Here is a 16,947-nt window from a genome sequence, read left to right as displayed (position 1 = left end):
CTTGGGGTGTTCAGGTTGTGCGGCCGGTCCAGCGCGCCAGCCGGCGCTCCAGGGCGCGGGCCGATGCGTTCATCAGCCAGCCGACCGTGCCGATCACGACCATGCCGAAGATCACCAGGTCCATCTGGAAGTGCTCGCTGCCTTCGATCAGCGTGTTGCCGATGCCGCGGCCGGACACCAGCAGGTATTCGGCGCCGATGGTCGCGAGCCAGGAATAGATGAGCGCAAGGTACACGCCCGTGAAGATCGACGGCAACGCGGCCGGCAGCACCACCTGCGTCACGGTCTGCCAGCGCGTGTAGCCGTACACGCGTGCGACCTCGAGCAGCCCGGCGGGCGCGGTGCGGATGCCGTCGCAGGTGTTGACCACCACCGGCACCAGCGCCGCCAGCGACAGGAAGACGACCTTGGCCACGTCGCCCAGCCCGAACCACACCGAGATCAGCGGGATCCACGCGAACAGCGAGATCTGCTTGAAGGTGTTGAAACTCGGGCCGACGATGCGGTTGAAGAGCGGCGACAGGCCGAGCAGCGTGCCGAACACCAGCCCCGACACGGTGCCGATGACGAAGCCCGTGAACTCGCGGGCCAGGCTGGCGCTGAGCGCGCGCCAGAGCCGCCCGCTGACCACCTGGTCGACCGCCGTGTCGAACACCCTGGCGGGCGACACGAGCAGTGCCGAGTTGGCGATGTCGAGCGACGACAGCAGCCACCACAGCGCCACCGCCGCCACCGGCACCACGAGCCCGCGCCAGCGGCCGGCCTCGACCGGCCGCAGCGGCTGCACCGCAGCCAGTTCCGCCGCGTCGCGGGCCGTGCTCCTGTCGGCGCCGCTCATCGCGCGCCTCCGGGGCGGCGCCGGTGCGCGGCGGATTCGAGCCGGTCGAGCAGCCGGTCGATCGCATAGCCGATGGCGCCCACCACGATCACCGCGGCCATCACCAGGTCGAGCTGGAACAGCTGCCGGCCATAGACGATGAGATAGCCGAGCCCTTCGCTCGACGCGACCAGTTCCACCACCACCAGCGACAGCCAGGCCTTGGTGAAGCCCAGCCGCACGCCGGTGAAGAGCGTCGGCACCGCATGCGGCAGCACGATCTCCAGCACCTGCTGGCGCCGGCTGTAGCCGTACACCTCGCCGACCTCGCGCAGCGACGCGGGCGTCTGCCGGAAGCCCTGCAGCGTGTTGAGTGCGACCGGCACCAGCGCGGCCTTGGCGATGAGGATGTACTTCAGCGGCTCGCCGATGCCCACGAGCAGCAGCACGAAGGGCAGCCAGGCCAGCACCGGAATCTGCACCAGCGCATTGAAGGTGGGCAGCAGATAGGCCTCGACGCGGCGCGACAGCCCCATCGCCGAGCCCAGCACCAGGCCCAGCAAGGTGCCGATGGCGAAGCCCACGCCCACGCGCATGAAACTGGTGCTCACATGCAGCCACAGGTCGCCGCTGGTGGCCAGGTCGCGCAGCGTTTCCCAGACGAACTGGGGCGGCGGCAGTACCTGCGGCGAGATCCAGCCCTGCGCCGCGCCGGCGAACCAGGTGGCGAGCAGGGCGGCGGGGAGCAGCCAGGGGAGGGCCGCTTCTCCGACGCGTGCGAGGAGTTGCGCGACACGCGGTCCGATGCGTCGCCACGTCGGTGCCACCGGCGTCCATGCGGGGGGCGCGCCGTCTCGTTCCAGGACGGCGTCCAGTTCGGCTTCAGCGCTCATGGGCTTGCTCCCTCTCCCGCACGCGGGAGCGGGGAACAAGACGAACGCGCGCTCATCATCGGGCCGCGACCGACTGTTGCCCCGCCTTCGGCTGGCCCTTCGCATCGAACGCCGTCCAGTAGTTCTCCAGCCCCTGCTTCTTCAGCGACGCCTTCAGGTAGCGCGTGTCGAACCAGTCGTCGATCGAGACCTCGCGGCGGATCAGCTTCAGCTTGAGCGCGTCGGCCACCACGGCCTTGTAGCGCGCGATGATGAAGTCGTCGACCAGCGGCGAGTTGCGCACCGCCAGCGGCTGCTGGTCGAACTCCGCGGCCCAGGAGGCCACCGGCGTTCCGCTGCGCGCCCAGATGCGGAACAGCTCGTCGCGGTTCTTTTCGTCCGACGACCAGCGGGCCGCGCGCACGAAGACGTCGACCACGCGCTGCACCTCGGCCGGGTTGGCCTGCTCGAATTCGCTGCGCACCAGCAGCGAGGCCTGGCGCGTCAGCGCCGGGTCCTTGCCCTGCGTGGAATACACCACCTTCGCCAGGCCCTGGTCGCGCACCTTGAACCATTCGTAGCCGCCGAAGGCGGCGTCCACGCCGTTCGACACCAGCGCCGCCTGCGCGCTGCCCGCGTCCAGGTTGACGCCCTTGACATCGCGCTCCGACAGGCCGGCCTCGGCCAGCACGTTGATCGCGACCAGGTGGCCGTTGGTGCCGCGGAAGATCGACACGGTGCGGCCCTTCAGGTCCTTGATCGAGCGGATGTCCGACTGCGGCGGCGTGACCAGATAGAGGTTGTTGCGCGCACCGCTCGTCAGCAGCAGCTTGGTCTGCAGTCCGTTGGAGCGCCCGACGATCTGCGGCAGGTCGCCCTGGTAGGCGAAGTCGATCTGCTTGTTCGACAGTGCCTCGTTCACCGCCGGGCCCGCGCCCTTGAAGAACAGCCATTCGATCTTGATGCCCGAGGCCTTGAACTCTTCTTCCAGCGCGTTGTTGGTACGAGCCACGCCGCCGGGCGAGCCGCCGAAGGTGAGCGGGTCGCCGCCGCCGGCGGATGCGACGCCGATGCGGATGGTGTCGGGCGCGGCGTGGGCCTGCGCGGTCATCGCCAGACTCAAGGTCAACGCCAGGGGAAGCGGCGCGACCCAACGGCGCAGCAGGGTGGAGACGGATCGGGTGCGCATCATTGGCCTTCCTTCAGCGCGAGCTTGCGGCCCACCTCGGTGCCTTCGAAGAAGCGCGGGTTGGCTTCGGTATAGAAGCGGTGCGGGTTGTCGAACACGAAGGCCCTGAAGTCGGTCGCGGAGATCACGCCCTGCTGCACCAGGTCCCAGGTTTCGGCCAGCGGCTCGGTGAACTCGGGCACGTCCCAGTGGCCCACGTCGGACGACCAGATCGCGTTGATCTTCACGCCCAGCGGGTTGACCTTGTCGTTGAAGGCGGCAGCCACCGTGCGGTCGTCGGCCTCGGAGCCGAAGTAGAAGCTGTTCACCCAGCGGTCGCGGATGTCCTCCACCTTCTCGATGCCGGCGAGCGCGAAGTCGTCGATCTCCGAATCGTTCGGCTCCCGGCTGTGCGGCAGCGCGGAAATGCCCAGGCTGTCGCGCAGCAGGGTCGACCTGTCGAGCGTGCGGCCCTTGAGGAAATCGCCGCCATGGCTTTCGAACAGCCGGGCCAGCAGTTCGATGTCGGCCTCGGCCGGATCGTAGTTGCGCACCGCCTCGCGGTTGCGCTTCTCCCAGCGGTCGACCAGGTGCGTGTAGACATGCGAGCCCCAGTCGGCGCCGCCTTCGAGCAGGCCCACCCGCAGGCCCGGAAAGCGCCGTGTCACGCCGCCGAAGAACAGCGCCTTGGCAAAGGCCTGCGAGCCGTCGGCGAAGTGGCCGATGTGGTTGTTCATGTAGTTGCTGATCGACTGCCGGCCGGTCCAGCCCTGGCTGCCGTAGTGCGTGGTCACCGGCACGCCGAGTTCGACCACCTTGGCCCAGAACGGGTCGTAGTCGTGCTCGCTGTCGATGCCGTAGAAGTCGATGTAGCCGACCTGCTTGGCGATCTCCGGGTGCTCCGCGGCCGGGTACTTCTCGGCGATGGCGCGGATCGGCCGGCGCACGCCGCCGGCGATGTTGATCACCTTCAGGCCCAGCGTCCTGACCGCGAACTCGAGCTCCTCGATGCCTTCCTGCGGCGTGTGCAGCGGGATGCCCGCCACCGGGGTCAGGCGGTCGGCATAGGGCCGGTACTGGTCGGCGTGGAAGTGGTTGATGGCGCGGTGCAGCGGCTGGCGGTATTCGCTGCCAGCCGCTGCCGGCGAGAGCACGTCGTTCGGGAACAGGATCGAGTAGTCGGAGCCCTGTTCGCCCAGGCGCTCGTGCAGCAGCGCGGGCAGCGTGTAGGTGGCCAGGTCGTAGGTGTTGCGCGTCACGCGGGCCCACCACGGCGCACGCAGCGTGCGATGGAACTGTCGCTCCTCGGCACTCTGCTGGTACCAGTCCTTGCCCCCGCCGTTGCGCGTGACGAAGCGCCCGCCGAGCGCCTTGCGCAGCGCGTCGACGAGCTTGTTGCCGCCGTACTGCGCCACGTAGTCCTCGAGGACGGGGGCGAAGTCGTTGACGTGGACATCCGTGTCGATCACGGGATGGTCGAGGCCGGCCTTGACGGCGGCGGAGCGCGACACGCGCGCACGGTTCAAGCGATCGTTCATCTGCGGTTTCCTTGGTGGGAGAAGGACGCCGCAGGCTACGTGGAGCCGGCGCGCTTGCCAAAGAAGGCTTTGGCTGTTGCTTACGCGGAACTCGCATGAAGCAGACGACATGCGAAATCCGAGTTTGCACATGCGGGAATCTTCGTTCTTGCCCGGCCGCGTGCTTTCTAGACTCGACCGCTTTCACCGGCCTCGTCATTCCCTTGCCAGCCTCTTCATTCCCGGACCCCTTCATCGAGGACTTCGGTGACTTCACTTCGACCGTGAACACGCTCGCCGACGCGCTCGCGGCCACGGCTGTCGAACGCGACCGGGCCGGCGGTACCGCATTCGCCGAGCGGCAACTGCTGCGCCGAAGCGGCCTGCTGACGCTGGCGATTCCTGCCGTGCACGGCGGGCATCAGGCGTCATGGCCGTTGATCCTGCGCATCCTGCGGCGGCTGGCCCAGGTCGACAGTTCGCTGGCGCATCTGTTCGGCTTCCAGCACCTGCAGGTGGCCAGCGTGCTGCTGTTCGGTTCCGAGGCGCAGCAGGCGCGCTTCCTCGGCCAGGCGGTGGAGCACCGCTGGTTCTGGGGCAACGCGGTGAATGCGCGCGACAACCGCCTGAGCGCGGTGCGCACGCCGGGCGGGCTGGAGATCGATGGCGTGAAGGCCTTCTGTTCGGGCGCGACCGATTCGGACGTGCTGAACGTGTCGGTCGTGCTCGGCCCCGAACCCACCGACCGCGTGTTCGCGGTGGTGCCGACGTCGCGCGCCGGCATTCGCGTGCATGGCGACTGGGACAACATGGGTCAGCGCCAGACCGACAGCGGCAATGTCAGCTTCGACCACGTGCGGATCGCGGACGACGAGGTGCTCGGGCCGCCCGGCGTGGCTTCGAGTCCGCGGGCGACGCTGCGCAACCTCATCGGCCAGGTCGTGCTCACCGAGATCTATCTGGGCAATGCGCTGGGTGCGCTGCGCGAGGCCATCGGCTACCTGCGCACGCAGACGCAGCCCTGGCCGATGGCCGGCGTCGAACGCTCGCAGGACGATCGCTTGCTGCAACTGCGCGCGGGCGAGATGTGGTCGGCGCTGCAGGCGGCGGTCGCGCTGGCGAACCATGCGAACGCGCATTTCCAGCAGGCCTGGGACCGCGGCGGCGCGCTGACGGCCGAACAGCGCGCCGCGCTCGCCATCGACGTGGCGTCGGCACGCACGCAGGCGGCGCGAACGGCGCTGCACGTGACCGCGCAGATCTTCGAACTGGTGGGCGCGCGCGCCACGGCATCGCGCCATGGCTTCGACCGCTACTGGCGCAACGTGCGCGTGCATACCCTGCACGATCCGCTCGACTACCGACATCAGGGCATCGGTGCGTGGCTGCTGGCGGGGGACGTGCCGAATCCGTTCAGCTACGGCTGAGGGCGGCGCGGCTGTCGCGGCCCCCTCGCCGGCCCGCGGTGCCGTGCATGTCAGCCGGGCGGCACCCGGGCCGACCAGCCCAGGCCGAGCGCCTTCTGCAACGACACGAAGTCCGTGGTCAGGCCGGCCCTGGCTTCCGACAGGTTCTGGTCGGCCGATATCTGCTGACGTTCCGTGTCGAGCAGGTCGATCAGGCTGGCGGTGCCGGCGGCGTTCTTCTGGCGCATGAGTTCTGCCGACTGGTCCGCCGAGGCCTTGGCGCGGGCAATGGTGGCCACGGTGATGCGGCGATTGCGGTAGCGCGACAGCGCGTCTTCCGCGTCGCGCAGCGCGGTGTTGACCGCGTCCTGGTATTGCGCCTCGGCCTCGTCGCGGTCGGCCTCGGCCTGGGTCACCTTGGTCTTGGCGCGACCGAAATCCAGGAAGTTCCAGCTGAGCTGCGGCGCGAGGATGGCGGTGAAATCGTCCAGATGCGTCAGGTCCGACGGCGAGGTGCCGCCGAGGCCGATCAGGCCCAGCAGGCTCAGCTTGGGGAAGCGCGCGGCTTCGGCCTGGCCGATCTGCGCGGTGCGGGCGGCCAGCGTGCGTTCGGCGGCGCGCACATCGGGCCGGCGCTGCAGCATCTCGGACGGGTCGCCGATGGCGACCTGCGCGGGCGGCAACGGGACCGGCGTGACCTCGGCCAGTTCGGCATCCAGCGCGCCGGGCGCCGAACCCACCAGCGTGGCGAGTTCGTTCAGGTAGGCATCGCGTTGCGCGCCGAGCGGAATGGCGTTGGCGCGGGTCGACTCGAGCTGGCCCTGCAGGCGAACCAGCTCCAGCCGGCCGGCCGTGCCACGCTCGACGCGCTGGCCGGTCAGGGCGAGCATCCGCTCCTGCCGGGCGATGGACCCCTCGTTGAGCGCCATGCGGGCCTGGGTGTCGCGCAGCTTGACGTAGGCCTGCACCACCTCGGCGGTCAGGCTCACCTGCGCGTCGGCCAGCTTGTCTTCGGCCGCGCTGGCCGAAGCCACGGCGGCCTCGATGGCACGTCGCTGGCCGCCGAAGAGGTCGATTTCCCAGGTGGCGTCGAAGCCCAGGCTGTAAAGGTTGATGTTGGTGGCGCCCGCACCTGAACTGCTGCCCGATTCGCTGCTGCTGCTGCTGCTGCCCGTGAGCGAACCCAGGTCGAGCGGCGGCAGCCGGGCATGGGCAGCCAGCGCGCTCACGCTGGCCTTGGGTGCCTGGTTTTCATGCTCCATGCGCAGCGAGGCGCGGGCCCGGCGCAATCGGGCCGCGGCCACCGCCACCGTGGGGTTCGCGGCCAGCGCGCGTTGCACCAGCGAGTCGATATGCGGATCGCCGAGCGAGGTCCACCAGTCGTCCAGCGGGATGCCGACGGGACTGTCGCCGGCGCGTGCGAATCGGGCCTGCGCCTGCGTGGCCGGCGCGCCGCCGTAGTTGGGGCCGACGGCGGCGCAGCCCGACAGCAGGCAGGCGAGGGCGGTGACCGCGGTTGCCACGGTCAGGGCGGTGAGGGGGAAGCGTTGGCGTGGAGGCATGGAAAGGTCCATCAATGCGCGGCGAGGGGCGCGTTCTTCTGCAACGGCCGCAGGAACAGGACCAGCGGCAGCACGCAGGCGATGCCGACGGCGAGGATCCAGAACAGATCGACGTAGGTCATGGTCAGCGCCTGCAGCTGCACGATGCCTGCGAGGCTGCGCGCGGCCGGGGCCACGCCGCCGTGCGCCGCGACGTAGCTCTGCACCTGCTCGCTGTTGGCGCGCAGCGTGTCTTCGAGGCGGCGGCTGTGCAGCCACAGGCGTTGCTCCTGAAGCACCGACACGCCGGCCAGCGCCAGCGAGCCACCCATGTTGCGGGCCGCGTTGAACAGGCCGGACGCATCGCTCGCGTTTTCCCTGGAGACCGACTGGATGGCCGCCTGGTTCAGGAACAGCATCGCGAAGATGGTGCCGACACCCCGCAGCAACTGCGAAGCCACGAAGGACGAGCCGTCCGACACCGAGCTGAGGTCGGTCTCCATGAACGCGCTGTAAGACAGCACCATCAGCCCGAAGCCGACCGCCACCCGGATGTCCACATAGCGGATCAGCAACGGCACGAAGAACATCAGCATCAGGCTGGGAATGCCCGAGAGCATCACGATCTTGCCGGACTGCAGGGCGTTGTAGCCGGAGATGGTCGCGAGGAACTGCGGGATCACATAGGAGGTGCCGTAGATCACCATGCCGATGACCGTGCCCATCACCACCACGCTGCCGAACTGGCGGTCGAGCAGCAGCGAAAGCCGGATCACGGGCCGCTCAGCGGTGAACTGGCCGACCATCATCACGGCGAAGCCGAGCACCGAAAAGGCCGTCAGCCAGACGATGGTCGACGACGAGAACCATTGCTCGCGCTGCCCTTCCTCCAGCACCACGGTGAGGCAGCCCAGGAACAACGCCAGGCCCGCGATGCCCAGCCAGTCGGCCTGGCGCAGCAGATCGAATTTCGGCTTCTGGTGCGGCAGGCCGACCAGCAGCAGCACGATGAGCGCGAGGCAGATCGGCACGTTCAGGAAGAAGGCGTAGTGCCAGGAGATGTTCTCGGTCAGCCAGCCGCCGATGGCCGGCCCGATCACCGGCCCCAGGATCGCGGTCGCGCCGAACATCGCCGTGCCGATCGGCTGCTGTGAGCGGGGCAGGCGGGTGGCGATGATGGTCTGCGCGGTCGGGATCATCGCCCCGCCGGTGAAGCCTTGCCCGACCCGGCCGGCGATCATCATCGGCAGGGACGTCGAAAGGCCGCACATCACCGAAAACGCAGTGAACAGCACCGCGACGATGAGCAGGAAGGTGCGCAGGCCGAACACCCGCTCCAGCCAGCCCGACAACGGGATGATGACGATCTCCGACACCAGGTAGCCGGTGGCGATCCAGGTGCCTTCGGTGCCGCTCGCGCCGATCTCGCCCTGGATGGTGGGCAGCGACGAATTGACGATGGAGATGTCGAGCGTCGCCATCAGTGCGCCCAGCGTGCCGGCGCCGACGGCCAGCCAGGCGGACGCGTCGGCGCGCTCGGGCGCCTTCGGCGCCTGCGGCTCCGCCGTGGCCGCGGCGCTCATTTGCCGCCTTCCCGCCGCTGCTCTTCCTGCTGCTTCATTTGCTTGACTTCATCCCTGGCGGCGATCGTGTCGACCGACACCTTCACCGACAGGCCGGGCAGCAGCACCTTGCGGGTTTCCGGGCCGGCGTCGAGGGCGATGCGCACCGGCACGCGCTGGACGATCTTGGTGAAGTTGCCGGATGCGTTCTGCGGCGGGATCAGCGAGAACTCGGAACCGGTGCCGGGCGCGACGCTTTCGACATGGCCGTTCAGGTCCACGCCGGACAGCGCGTCCACCTCGATCTTCACCGGCTGGCCCGGGCGCATGCGGCCGATCTGCGTTTCCTTGAAATTGGCCGTGATGTAGAGCTGGGCCAGCGGCACCAGCGACATCAGGCGGGTGCCGGACTGAACGAACTGGCCGAGCCGCACCGTCTGGTCGCCGATACGCCCGTCGATGGACGCGTTGATGGTGGTGGCCTGCACGTTCACGTTGGCGGCGGCCAGTTCGGCGGCGGCGGTTTCGCCCTGCGCGCGGGCCTGGCGCACCTGGGCCTTCAGCGTGTCGATGCGGCGTTCGGCGCTGGCCAGGGCCGAGCGCTGGCCGGTCACGTCCAGCGCAGCCTGGCGCGCCTGGTTGCGCTTGGCGGCGTACTGCTCGGGTGTCTCGGCGCCGGTGCGGGCCAGCGGCGCGTAGCGTTCGGATTCGCCCTGCGCGAAGGCCGCCTTCTCCTGGGCCACCGCGAGTTGCGCACGGGCCTGGCCGATGGCCGATTCCTGTTCCCTGATCTGCGCGGTGATGGCCTCGGCGTTGGCCTGGGCGACGTCGATCTGCGACTGCGACTGCGCGGCCTTGGCGTCGTAGTCGCGCGGGTCGATGTGCACCAGCGGCTGGCCCTGCTTCACGTCCTGGTTGTTGACCACCAGCACCTGGTCCACATAACCGCTCACCTTGGGTGACACGGCGACCGAGTCGGACTGGATGTAGGCGTCGTCGGTGGACTCGACGTAGCGCCCGGTCTGGAGATAGCGCACCAGCGCGATGATGCCGATCACCAGCACGACGAGCAGGCCGATCAGCAGTGCGAACCGGACCTTGGGTTTCTTGAGGGGAGAAGGTGCCTTCGGCGGGGTCTGCGCAGAGGCCTTGTCCGATACCTTGGCTTCGGACGTGCTGCCTGCGTCATGTGCGCCGGACAATTGGGGTTCTGACATCGGTCGATATTCCTGAAAATACGGAATCCAGATCCGATACTCGACCAGACCAAGGGTTGCCGAAAAATGCACTGAGTGCATATTTTATCGCCGACCGCCCCACACCACAATTTCAGCAATCGTCCACCCATCCATGCAGACTGCAAACAGCGGCATCCGGCAGCAGAAGAGGGGCGAAACCCATCGCCGGATCCTCGAGGTCGGCATGCGCCTGTTCATCGAGCGCGGGTACGCGGAAACCACGCTCGAAATGGTGGCGGAAGAAGCGGGCATTGCGCGCCGCACCTTCTTCTCGTACTTCAAGAGCAAGGACGAGATCGTGCTGGCGCGGGAGCGCGACGGCTGGCACAAGCTGCTCGACGAGATCCGGGAGATTTCGCCGGACAAGGCCCCGCTCATGGCGGTGCGCGACGTCATCCTGGATGCGCTGGAGTCGGTGGACGACACCTACCTGAAAGCGGTCGTCAAGATCAAGGCATGCAGCCCGGCGCTGGTCGCGGCGCGTCACGCATCCTTCGCAGAGCGCGAGCAATTGCTCTATGCCGCCTTGCGTGACGTGTGGCCCCAGAACGAACATGCCGCGCCGTTGCGCATGATGGCCATGGTGACCGTCGGCGCGCTCCGGGTGGCGGCAGAAGCCTGGGAGGCGCCGGGCAATCGGCAGTCATTGCGCCATCTGTTCGGCGAGGCCATCTCGTCGATGAGCAGCCTGCTGTCGCCGCAGGAGGGTGTGAGATCGAAGCGGAGTACGCGGTCGTGAGGGGAACGGCCCGACCCGGGGCAGCATCCGGCAACCTTGCAACGGTCAACGCGATGCGCAACCCGCGCATGGCGAGCCGCTTCTCGACGGCAGCATCGACCGCGCATGCCGATGCGCTCCAACCATGACCTCCAAATCCACAGACTTCGCCACCCTGCAACGCCTGACCGCGGAGGAGTTTCCCGATGGCGAGGCGCAGATCGACGGCTGGATCGCGCCATTCGAACCCGGGGCGCATTCGTCCTATTTCGCGCTGGTGGACGATCTGCCGTGCTGCGTCGGATGCATTCCACGCGATGCACGGGCACGCGTCGAAGTGTTCGCGGCGGTGCCGATCGAGGTCACCGGCGAGCGCGTCCGTCTCGCCGGCCGCCTGCGTGCACTGCCTGACGACGATCCATCGGGCTGGAAGTTCCAGTTGCACGACGCCCGTGCGCTCCCGCAGCGGCGCGAGTCCGACAGCCGCTTCACGCGGCGCAATGCACTGCGCGCGCTGGCGTTGGCGGCCGCCGCGGCCCAGCAGGCCTGCACGACGGTGCCGGCCGGGCTGCTCGCCACGCCGGCCCCGGTGGCTGCGCCCGCGCCCGCCGTGGACGAGAGCCTGCGGCTGCTCCAGGGCATGGCCAGCGTCGACATCCATTCCCACGCCGGTCGCATCATCGGCGTCAGACGCGTCGAGAACGGCGGTGCGTTCGAACCGGTCGCCGGGCCGATGCGCGATGGCGGCATGGCGGTGCTGTGCCTGGCGATCGTCGCCGACTCGCCGACGCACCACGTCACCGCCGAGAAGCGCATCCGGCCGTTCCGCGACCCGGCGCCGGGTGAACTGCAGGCCTACGGAGAGCGATCGTTCCAGCGCGTGCATGAGCTGGTGCGCGCGCAGGGCTTTCGCATCGTGCGCAGTGCACGCGAGCTGGACGACGCGCGCAGCGAGCGGCCCGCGATCATCGTCACGGCCGAGGGCGGCGATTTTCTGGAAGGCCGACCCGAGCGGCTCGACGACGCCCATGCGCGTTGGGCGCTGCGCCATCTGCAGCTCACGCATTACCGCGTCAACGAACTCGGTGACATCCAGACGGAGCCACCGGTGCACGGCGGCCTGACGCCGACGGGCGCCGAGGTGATCCGGCGCTGCAATCGGCTCGGAATCGTGGTCGACGTCGCGCATGGCACGTACGACCTCGTGCGCCAGGCCGCGGCCGTCACCGGCAAGCCGCTGGTGCTGTCGCACACGTCGCTGGCCACCGCGCCGGGACCGCACAGCCGCCTGATCTCGCCGGCGCACGCGCGCGTGGTCGCGGGCACCGGCGGCGTGATCGGCATCTGGCCGCCGGCCTCGATCTTCCCCAGCCTGACCGCGATGGCCGCGGGCATCGCGCGCATGGCCGATGTGGTCGGCGTCGAGCACGTCGCGCTCGGCACCGACATGAACGGCCTGGTCGGACCTTCGACGTTCAGCGCCTACCGCGATCTGCCGGCGTTGGCCGACGCGCTGCGGCAGCGCGGCTTCGGTGCCGACGATGTGCGGGGCATCCTCGGCGACAACTACCGGCGGGTGTTCCGCGCGTGCCTCGGTGACGGCGCGGCGCCGAACCCGGTCTGATCACTTGCCGCCGGTGACGTCGAGGAAGGTGCCTGTGATGAACGATGCCTCGGCGCTGGCCAGCCACAGGATGGCCCGCGCCACCTCTTCGGGCTGACCGCCTCTTCCCATCGGGATCGAATCCTTGACGCGATCCACCCGCCCTGGCTCGCCGCCACTGGCATGCATGTCGGTGTAGATGTGTCCGGGCCGGATGCAGTTGACGCGTATCCCGTCGCGCGCGACTTCCTTGGCGAAGCCGGTGGTGAAGGTCTCGAGGGCGCCCTTCGACGCGGCGTAGTCGACGTATTCATTGGGACTGCCGAGCCGCGCCGAGGCCGACGAAATGTTGATCACGGAGCCGCCGCGCCCCTTGTGGCGGTATGACATCCGCTTCACCGCCTGCTGAGCGCAAAGGATCGGGCCGATCGCGTTGACCGCGAAGATGCGCTGCATCCGCTCGAAGCCCAGGTCCTCCAGGCGGGACTGCGGCGCGAGCATCGCGGCGTTGTTGACCAGGACGTCGATTCGGCCGAACGCCTGGTCGATCGCGGCGAACAACTGCGCGACCTGTGCCGGATCCGCGCTGTCTGCGCGCACGGGCAGGGCCCGGCGCCCGGCAGCTTCCACGTCGGCCGCCACGGCGAGGGCCGCGGCCTCGTTGGAGACGAAGCTGATCGCGACGTCGTAGCCTTGCGCGGCAGCGAGCCGCGCAGTCGCCGCGCCGACGCCACGACTGCCCCCGGTGATCAGAATCAACGGTGCCTGAGAGACTGTATTCATCAGCGGACCTCTGCTGTGGTGATGAGATGGGACCGCAGCGCCAGGGCCAGCGGAACGATGGCGAGCGCCGTGAGTGCGGTGGTGCAGGTGGCCAGCCGGATGCCGGCATGGTCGCCCAGCAGACCATAGACCACCGGCGACACCGCTCCCGATGCGATGGTGCCGGTATAGAACAGCGCAAATGCGCGTTCGGTTCCGCCGGGTGGGGCGAGTTCGGGCACCGTGCCGTACAGCACGGTGGACGTTCCGTTGAGCATCAGGCCCAGCAGCGGCAGCAGCACCAGGGCCGGCCCCAGCGGGCACAGCAGCACAGCGATGATCAAGACCGCCGTGCCGCCTTCGGTCGCGAGCACCGTGCCGGTCACGCCCATGCGCGCCCCCAGCCAGCCGCAGACGAACTTGCCGGCCGCGCCGCCGATGAACACCAGCGCCAGGGCCGTGCCGAGCATCGGTGTCGATATGCCCTTGTCCTTGAGCAGGAAAGGCAGAAAGGTCAGCAGGCCCATGCGCACGCCGGTGTCGAGCACGCCGATCGTCAGCAACAGGTCAAAGCCCCTGCGCGGCGCGCGTGCGCTACCGGCCACCGCTTGTGTCGCCGCCGGTGCATTGCGCGGCAAGGATGGGAGGAAAAGTGCAATGCCCAACGCCGCCAGGCCACCGACGGCCGACATGGCCCACAGCGCATGTCGCCAGGGCATCAAGGTCACCAGGATCGAGATGGCTGCAGGCAGCGCGGCTTTGCCCAGGTCGCCGGCGAAGTTGTAGATGCCGAGCGGGCCGCGGGCGTCGCGCCCGTACGCACGCGACACGGCGCTCGATGCCAGCGGGTGCTGGGTGCTGGAGCCGCTGCCCGACAGGGCGAGTGCCACGCACAGACCGAGCAGGCTGCCCGACACACCGGCCGCCGCGTAACCCAGTGCGGCCAGCAAGGTGCCGAAGGCCAGCGTGATGCGGATGCCGAGGCGCTGCGCCAGCCGTCCGGCCGAAAGCTGCAGGCAGGCCATGGTGCCGGCGTAGATGCCGCGCAGCATCGCCAGCGCGCCATAGCTGAGGCCGAATTCCGTCTGCCATACCGGCAGCAGCACATAGATCATGTCGGTGTAGCCGTCATGCAGCGCGTGCGCCACGCAGGACGTCCACAGCACACGGCTGCGGGTTGATGCCGCCGCCTGTTCGAGCGGAGCGGCGGCGAGGGAAGGCGTCGTCATCCGCGAATCCTATGACGGTGCCGGCGTGGCCGCTACAGACGTAATATCGCGTCAATGGAGAGAAAAAGTCACCCCAAGGACGACGGCGAAAGCGCTGGCACCGAGCGCGGCAGACTGCCCCCGCTGAACGCGCTGCGCAGCTTCGAGGCCGTGGCCCGGCATGGCAGTTTCGCCGCGGCGGCGACCGATCTGAGCGTCACCCATTGGGCGGTGGGCAAACAGATCCGGCTGCTGGAGGACTGGTTCGGCATGCCCTTGTTCGAACGTCGCGCACGTGGCGTCCACTTGACCGACGCGGGCGCGGCCCTGCTCGGTGACGTGGGCAATGCGTTCGACCGCCTGGCGGCCAGCGCCGCCCGGCTGCGCCACGATGGCTCGGCCCACCGTGTGTCGGGCACGGTGCGCGTGAATGCGTTGGCGAGCTTCGCCTTGTGCTGGCTCATTCCGCGCCTGGCGGATTTCCAGGCGCGCTACCCCGACATCGATGTGCGGCTCTCGACGAGCTCACGCAGATTGCGCTACGTCGGCGACGCATTCGACGTCGGCGTGCGCTCCGGGCCCGAAGACGCGGCAGGCCTCGTGTCGACCACGCTGATGCCGGACTTGCGCCTGCCCGCCTGCAGCCCGGCCGTGCTGCTGAGCCAGCCGATCCGGGCCGTCACCGATCTGCGCAACCACACACTCCTTCATTCCACGAGCACACGCACGGCCTGGGCCGACTGGTTGCGGGAAGCCGGCGCGCCGGGCCTGCAGGGGACGCGCCATCTCGACTTCGACCATGTCTTTCTCCAATTGGGCGCAGCCACGGAAGGCCTGGGCGTGACCCTGGCGTCGCTGCCCCTCATCGAACGCGAGATCGCCACCGGGCGGCTCGTGTGTCCAATATCGGAACCGGCCTGGCGCGGACCCGACTACACCTTGGTCGTGAACACCGATCGCGCGGAAGACGATGCGGTTGCTGCATTCAAGAAATGGATCACGTCGGCCGCGGCGGGCGTTGCAACGAACGAGTCTGTGGAGCAGCGATGACCACCAGGCCGACGCAGTGCAATGACGGTTCTCCGAGAGAAGCCGGTCTTCGTTTTCCAGACCGCATGCGAGTCATGACCGTCGAGTTCCAACCTGCTGCCTCGACCGATGCCGAGGAACTGGTCGCACTTCGCATCGCAGCAATGCAACCCAGCCTCGAGCGGATCGGGCGATTCGACCCGCAACGTGCCAGAGATCGATTTCTGTCGGGCTTCAATCCGACCTGTACGTGGCATCTGGCCGTCGACGGAGCGAGGGTCGGATTCGTCGTCGTTCGCCCCCAGGATGGGGCGCTGCTGCTCGACCACCTCTATGTCGCCCCCACACACCAAGGCGTCGGCGTCGGGGCCGCGACGCTTGCGATCGTCTTCGCCCGAGCGGATGAGCAGCAACTGCCCGTGAAGGTCGGCGCATTGCGTGGCAGCGACGCCAACAGGTTCTACGAGCGACATGGATTCCAGCTGATCGAAACAACCGAGTGGGACAACTACTATGTTCGGCGGCCGGACTCGACGCATGCCGCAAGCGACGGACAGCGCCGGACAATGGGCATTTCTCTCGAGTCCCCGACACAACATGATGTGCGCCGGCTGATCGAAGCATTGGATGCCTTTCAGACGCCGTTGTATCCGGCGGAGAGCCACCATGGTGTCGATGCCGACGCCCTGACCGGCCCCGACGCCATCTTTGCCGTCGCTCGCGATGAGTGGGGCCAGGCCGTCGGTTGCGGCGCGATTCTGATCGAGGCACCACGCGGTGAGCTGAAGCGCTTCTACACGTCGCCCGCGTTTCGAGGCAAAGGCATCGCTCGCCGGCTTCTCGCCTTCCTGGAAGAACAGGCAAGACGCCGAGGCTGCGCGGAGTTTCTATTGGAAACGGGCAACCGCCAGCCCGAGGCTGTCGCGTTCTACTCACGCTGCGGCTACGAGCGCTGTGGTCCTTTTGGGGCGTACACGGACGACCCGCACAGTGTCTTCATGCGCAAGCGCGCGCGACCCCTGCGACCATCCTCCGACGTCGGGTAGCCTCTTGGGCATGGGATACACGCTTTCGACAGACCGCACGGTCACATGGCAGGAGTTCGGCAACCTGATGGAGTCGGTGGGGTGGGGCAAAGGCTACAGCGAAGCCCTGTTTCTGCGGTCCTGCTCGGCCTATCCATTGGTGGCGCACGCCCGCGCTGACGACGGGACTCTGCTTGGCTACATCTCCGCTTTCAGCGATGGCGCGTTCACCACGATGCTGGGAGAACTGGTCGTGCATCCGAGCGCTCGAAGGGCTGGCATCGGCCGAGCATTATTGAATGCGGTGGAAGCGACATTCCCGGGCATTCCCGTCTATGTGAAAGCAATGGACGAAGCAAGACGATTCTTCGAGTCGTGCGGCTATCGGAATCCATCCAGCGCGATGACGGTCATGTTCAAGAAGGTGGGCGCTCATGCTCGACAAGCTCCATGACGTGATGGGCCATTCCAATGCGCTGGA

The 16,947-nt window shown here is 68.3% G+C and carries 15 protein-coding genes; 6 read left to right on the top strand and 9 right to left on the bottom strand.

Going from position 1 to position 16,947, the window contains the following annotated elements:
- Positions 1-10: 10 nt before the first annotated feature.
- The 4 genes from AC07PZ_RS03495 to AC07PZ_RS03480 are packed head-to-tail and all read right to left on the bottom strand — an operon-like array spanning position 11 to position 4,395.
- Entirely contained in the window at positions 11-838 is an 828-nt protein-coding gene (locus tag AC07PZ_RS03495; RefSeq protein ID WP_495293615.1) for an ABC transporter permease, read from the bottom strand.
- The gene (locus AC07PZ_RS03490) at positions 835-1,710 is read right to left on the bottom strand and encodes an ABC transporter permease (protein WP_495293614.1); all 876 of its coding nucleotides are present in this window, start codon (positions 1,708-1,710) and stop codon (positions 835-837) included. The genes AC07PZ_RS03495 and AC07PZ_RS03490 overlap by 4 nt, the downstream gene beginning before the upstream one ends.
- Before the next feature lie 55 nt (positions 1,711-1,765).
- Positions 1,766-2,878: an ABC transporter substrate-binding protein gene (locus AC07PZ_RS03485; protein ID WP_495293613.1), complete on the bottom strand. Its 1,113-nt coding sequence runs from the start codon at positions 2,876-2,878 to the stop codon at positions 1,766-1,768.
- A complete protein-coding gene (locus AC07PZ_RS03480; RefSeq protein WP_495293612.1) occupies positions 2,878-4,395 on the bottom strand; it encodes an amidohydrolase family protein in 1,518 nt (505 codons plus the stop codon). Before AC07PZ_RS03480 ends, AC07PZ_RS03485 begins: the two co-directional genes overlap by 1 nt.
- A 203-nt stretch (positions 4,396-4,598) precedes the next feature.
- Between AC07PZ_RS03480 and AC07PZ_RS03475 the strand changes: the two genes are divergently transcribed.
- Positions 4,599-5,801 carry an acyl-CoA dehydrogenase family protein gene (locus AC07PZ_RS03475; protein WP_495293611.1) on the top strand — a complete coding sequence of 401 codons (1,203 nt, stop codon included), beginning with the start codon at positions 4,599-4,601 and terminating at the stop codon, positions 5,799-5,801.
- A gap of 50 nt (positions 5,802-5,851) precedes the next feature.
- Here the strand turns inward: AC07PZ_RS03475 and AC07PZ_RS03470 are convergent, their stop codons facing one another.
- Genes AC07PZ_RS03470 through AC07PZ_RS03460 form a run of 3 tightly spaced genes read right to left on the bottom strand, consistent with a single transcriptional unit; the run spans position 5,852 to position 10,100 of the window.
- Positions 5,852-7,342, bottom strand: a complete 1,491-nt coding sequence (locus tag AC07PZ_RS03470) for an efflux transporter outer membrane subunit (RefSeq protein ID WP_495293610.1) — start codon at positions 7,340-7,342, stop codon at positions 5,852-5,854.
- An 11-nt stretch (positions 7,343-7,353) separates the two neighbouring features.
- Positions 7,354-8,904 (bottom strand): MDR family MFS transporter, encoded by a 1,551-nt coding sequence (locus AC07PZ_RS03465; RefSeq protein ID WP_495293609.1) that lies wholly within the window; start codon positions 8,902-8,904, stop codon positions 7,354-7,356.
- Positions 8,901-10,100 (bottom strand): HlyD family secretion protein, encoded by a 1,200-nt coding sequence (locus tag AC07PZ_RS03460; RefSeq protein WP_495293608.1) that lies wholly within the window; start codon positions 10,098-10,100, stop codon positions 8,901-8,903. The genes AC07PZ_RS03465 and AC07PZ_RS03460 overlap by 4 nt, the downstream gene beginning before the upstream one ends.
- A 133-nt stretch (positions 10,101-10,233) precedes the next feature.
- Here AC07PZ_RS03460 and AC07PZ_RS03455 point away from each other — a divergent pair, with 133 nt between their 5' ends.
- Both AC07PZ_RS03455 and AC07PZ_RS03450 read left to right on the top strand, forming a co-directional pair.
- Positions 10,234-10,860 (top strand): TetR/AcrR family transcriptional regulator, encoded by a 627-nt coding sequence (locus AC07PZ_RS03455; protein WP_495293607.1) that lies wholly within the window; start codon positions 10,234-10,236, stop codon positions 10,858-10,860.
- Positions 10,861-10,984: 124 nt separating this feature from the next.
- Positions 10,985-12,463: a dipeptidase gene (locus AC07PZ_RS03450; protein WP_495293606.1), complete on the top strand. Its 1,479-nt coding sequence runs from the start codon at positions 10,985-10,987 to the stop codon at positions 12,461-12,463.
- Here the strand turns inward: AC07PZ_RS03450 and AC07PZ_RS03445 are convergent, their stop codons facing one another.
- Both AC07PZ_RS03445 and AC07PZ_RS03440 read right to left on the bottom strand, forming a co-directional pair.
- Positions 12,464-13,225, bottom strand: coding sequence for an SDR family oxidoreductase (locus tag AC07PZ_RS03445; RefSeq protein ID WP_495293605.1), 762 nt, complete (start codon positions 13,223-13,225; stop codon positions 12,464-12,466).
- Positions 13,225-14,433, bottom strand: coding sequence for an MFS transporter (locus tag AC07PZ_RS03440; RefSeq protein ID WP_495293604.1), 1,209 nt, complete (start codon positions 14,431-14,433; stop codon positions 13,225-13,227). The genes AC07PZ_RS03445 and AC07PZ_RS03440 overlap by 1 nt, the downstream gene beginning before the upstream one ends.
- Before the next feature lie 54 nt (positions 14,434-14,487).
- Here AC07PZ_RS03440 and gcvA point away from each other — a divergent pair, with 54 nt between their 5' ends.
- The 3 genes from gcvA (at position 14,488) to AC07PZ_RS03425 (ending at position 16,920) form a co-directional block, all read left to right on the top strand.
- Entirely contained in the window at positions 14,488-15,462 is a 975-nt protein-coding gene (gene gcvA, locus AC07PZ_RS03435) for a transcriptional regulator GcvA (RefSeq protein ID WP_495293603.1), read from the top strand.
- A 74-nt stretch (positions 15,463-15,536) separates the two neighbouring features.
- Positions 15,537-16,487, top strand: a complete 951-nt coding sequence (locus AC07PZ_RS03430) for a GNAT family N-acetyltransferase (protein ID WP_495293602.1) — start codon at positions 15,537-15,539, stop codon at positions 16,485-16,487.
- Positions 16,488-16,497: 10 nt separating this feature from the next.
- A complete protein-coding gene (locus tag AC07PZ_RS03425; RefSeq protein ID WP_495293601.1) occupies positions 16,498-16,920 on the top strand; it encodes a GNAT family N-acetyltransferase in 423 nt (140 codons plus the stop codon).
- Positions 16,921-16,947: the final 27 nt, after the last annotated feature.

This window comes from Variovorax sp. GW821-FHT10B04, assembly GCF_059415645.1.
The sequence above is the reverse complement of the archived record's forward strand: the minus strand, read 5'-3'. Positions and strand labels throughout refer to the sequence as shown.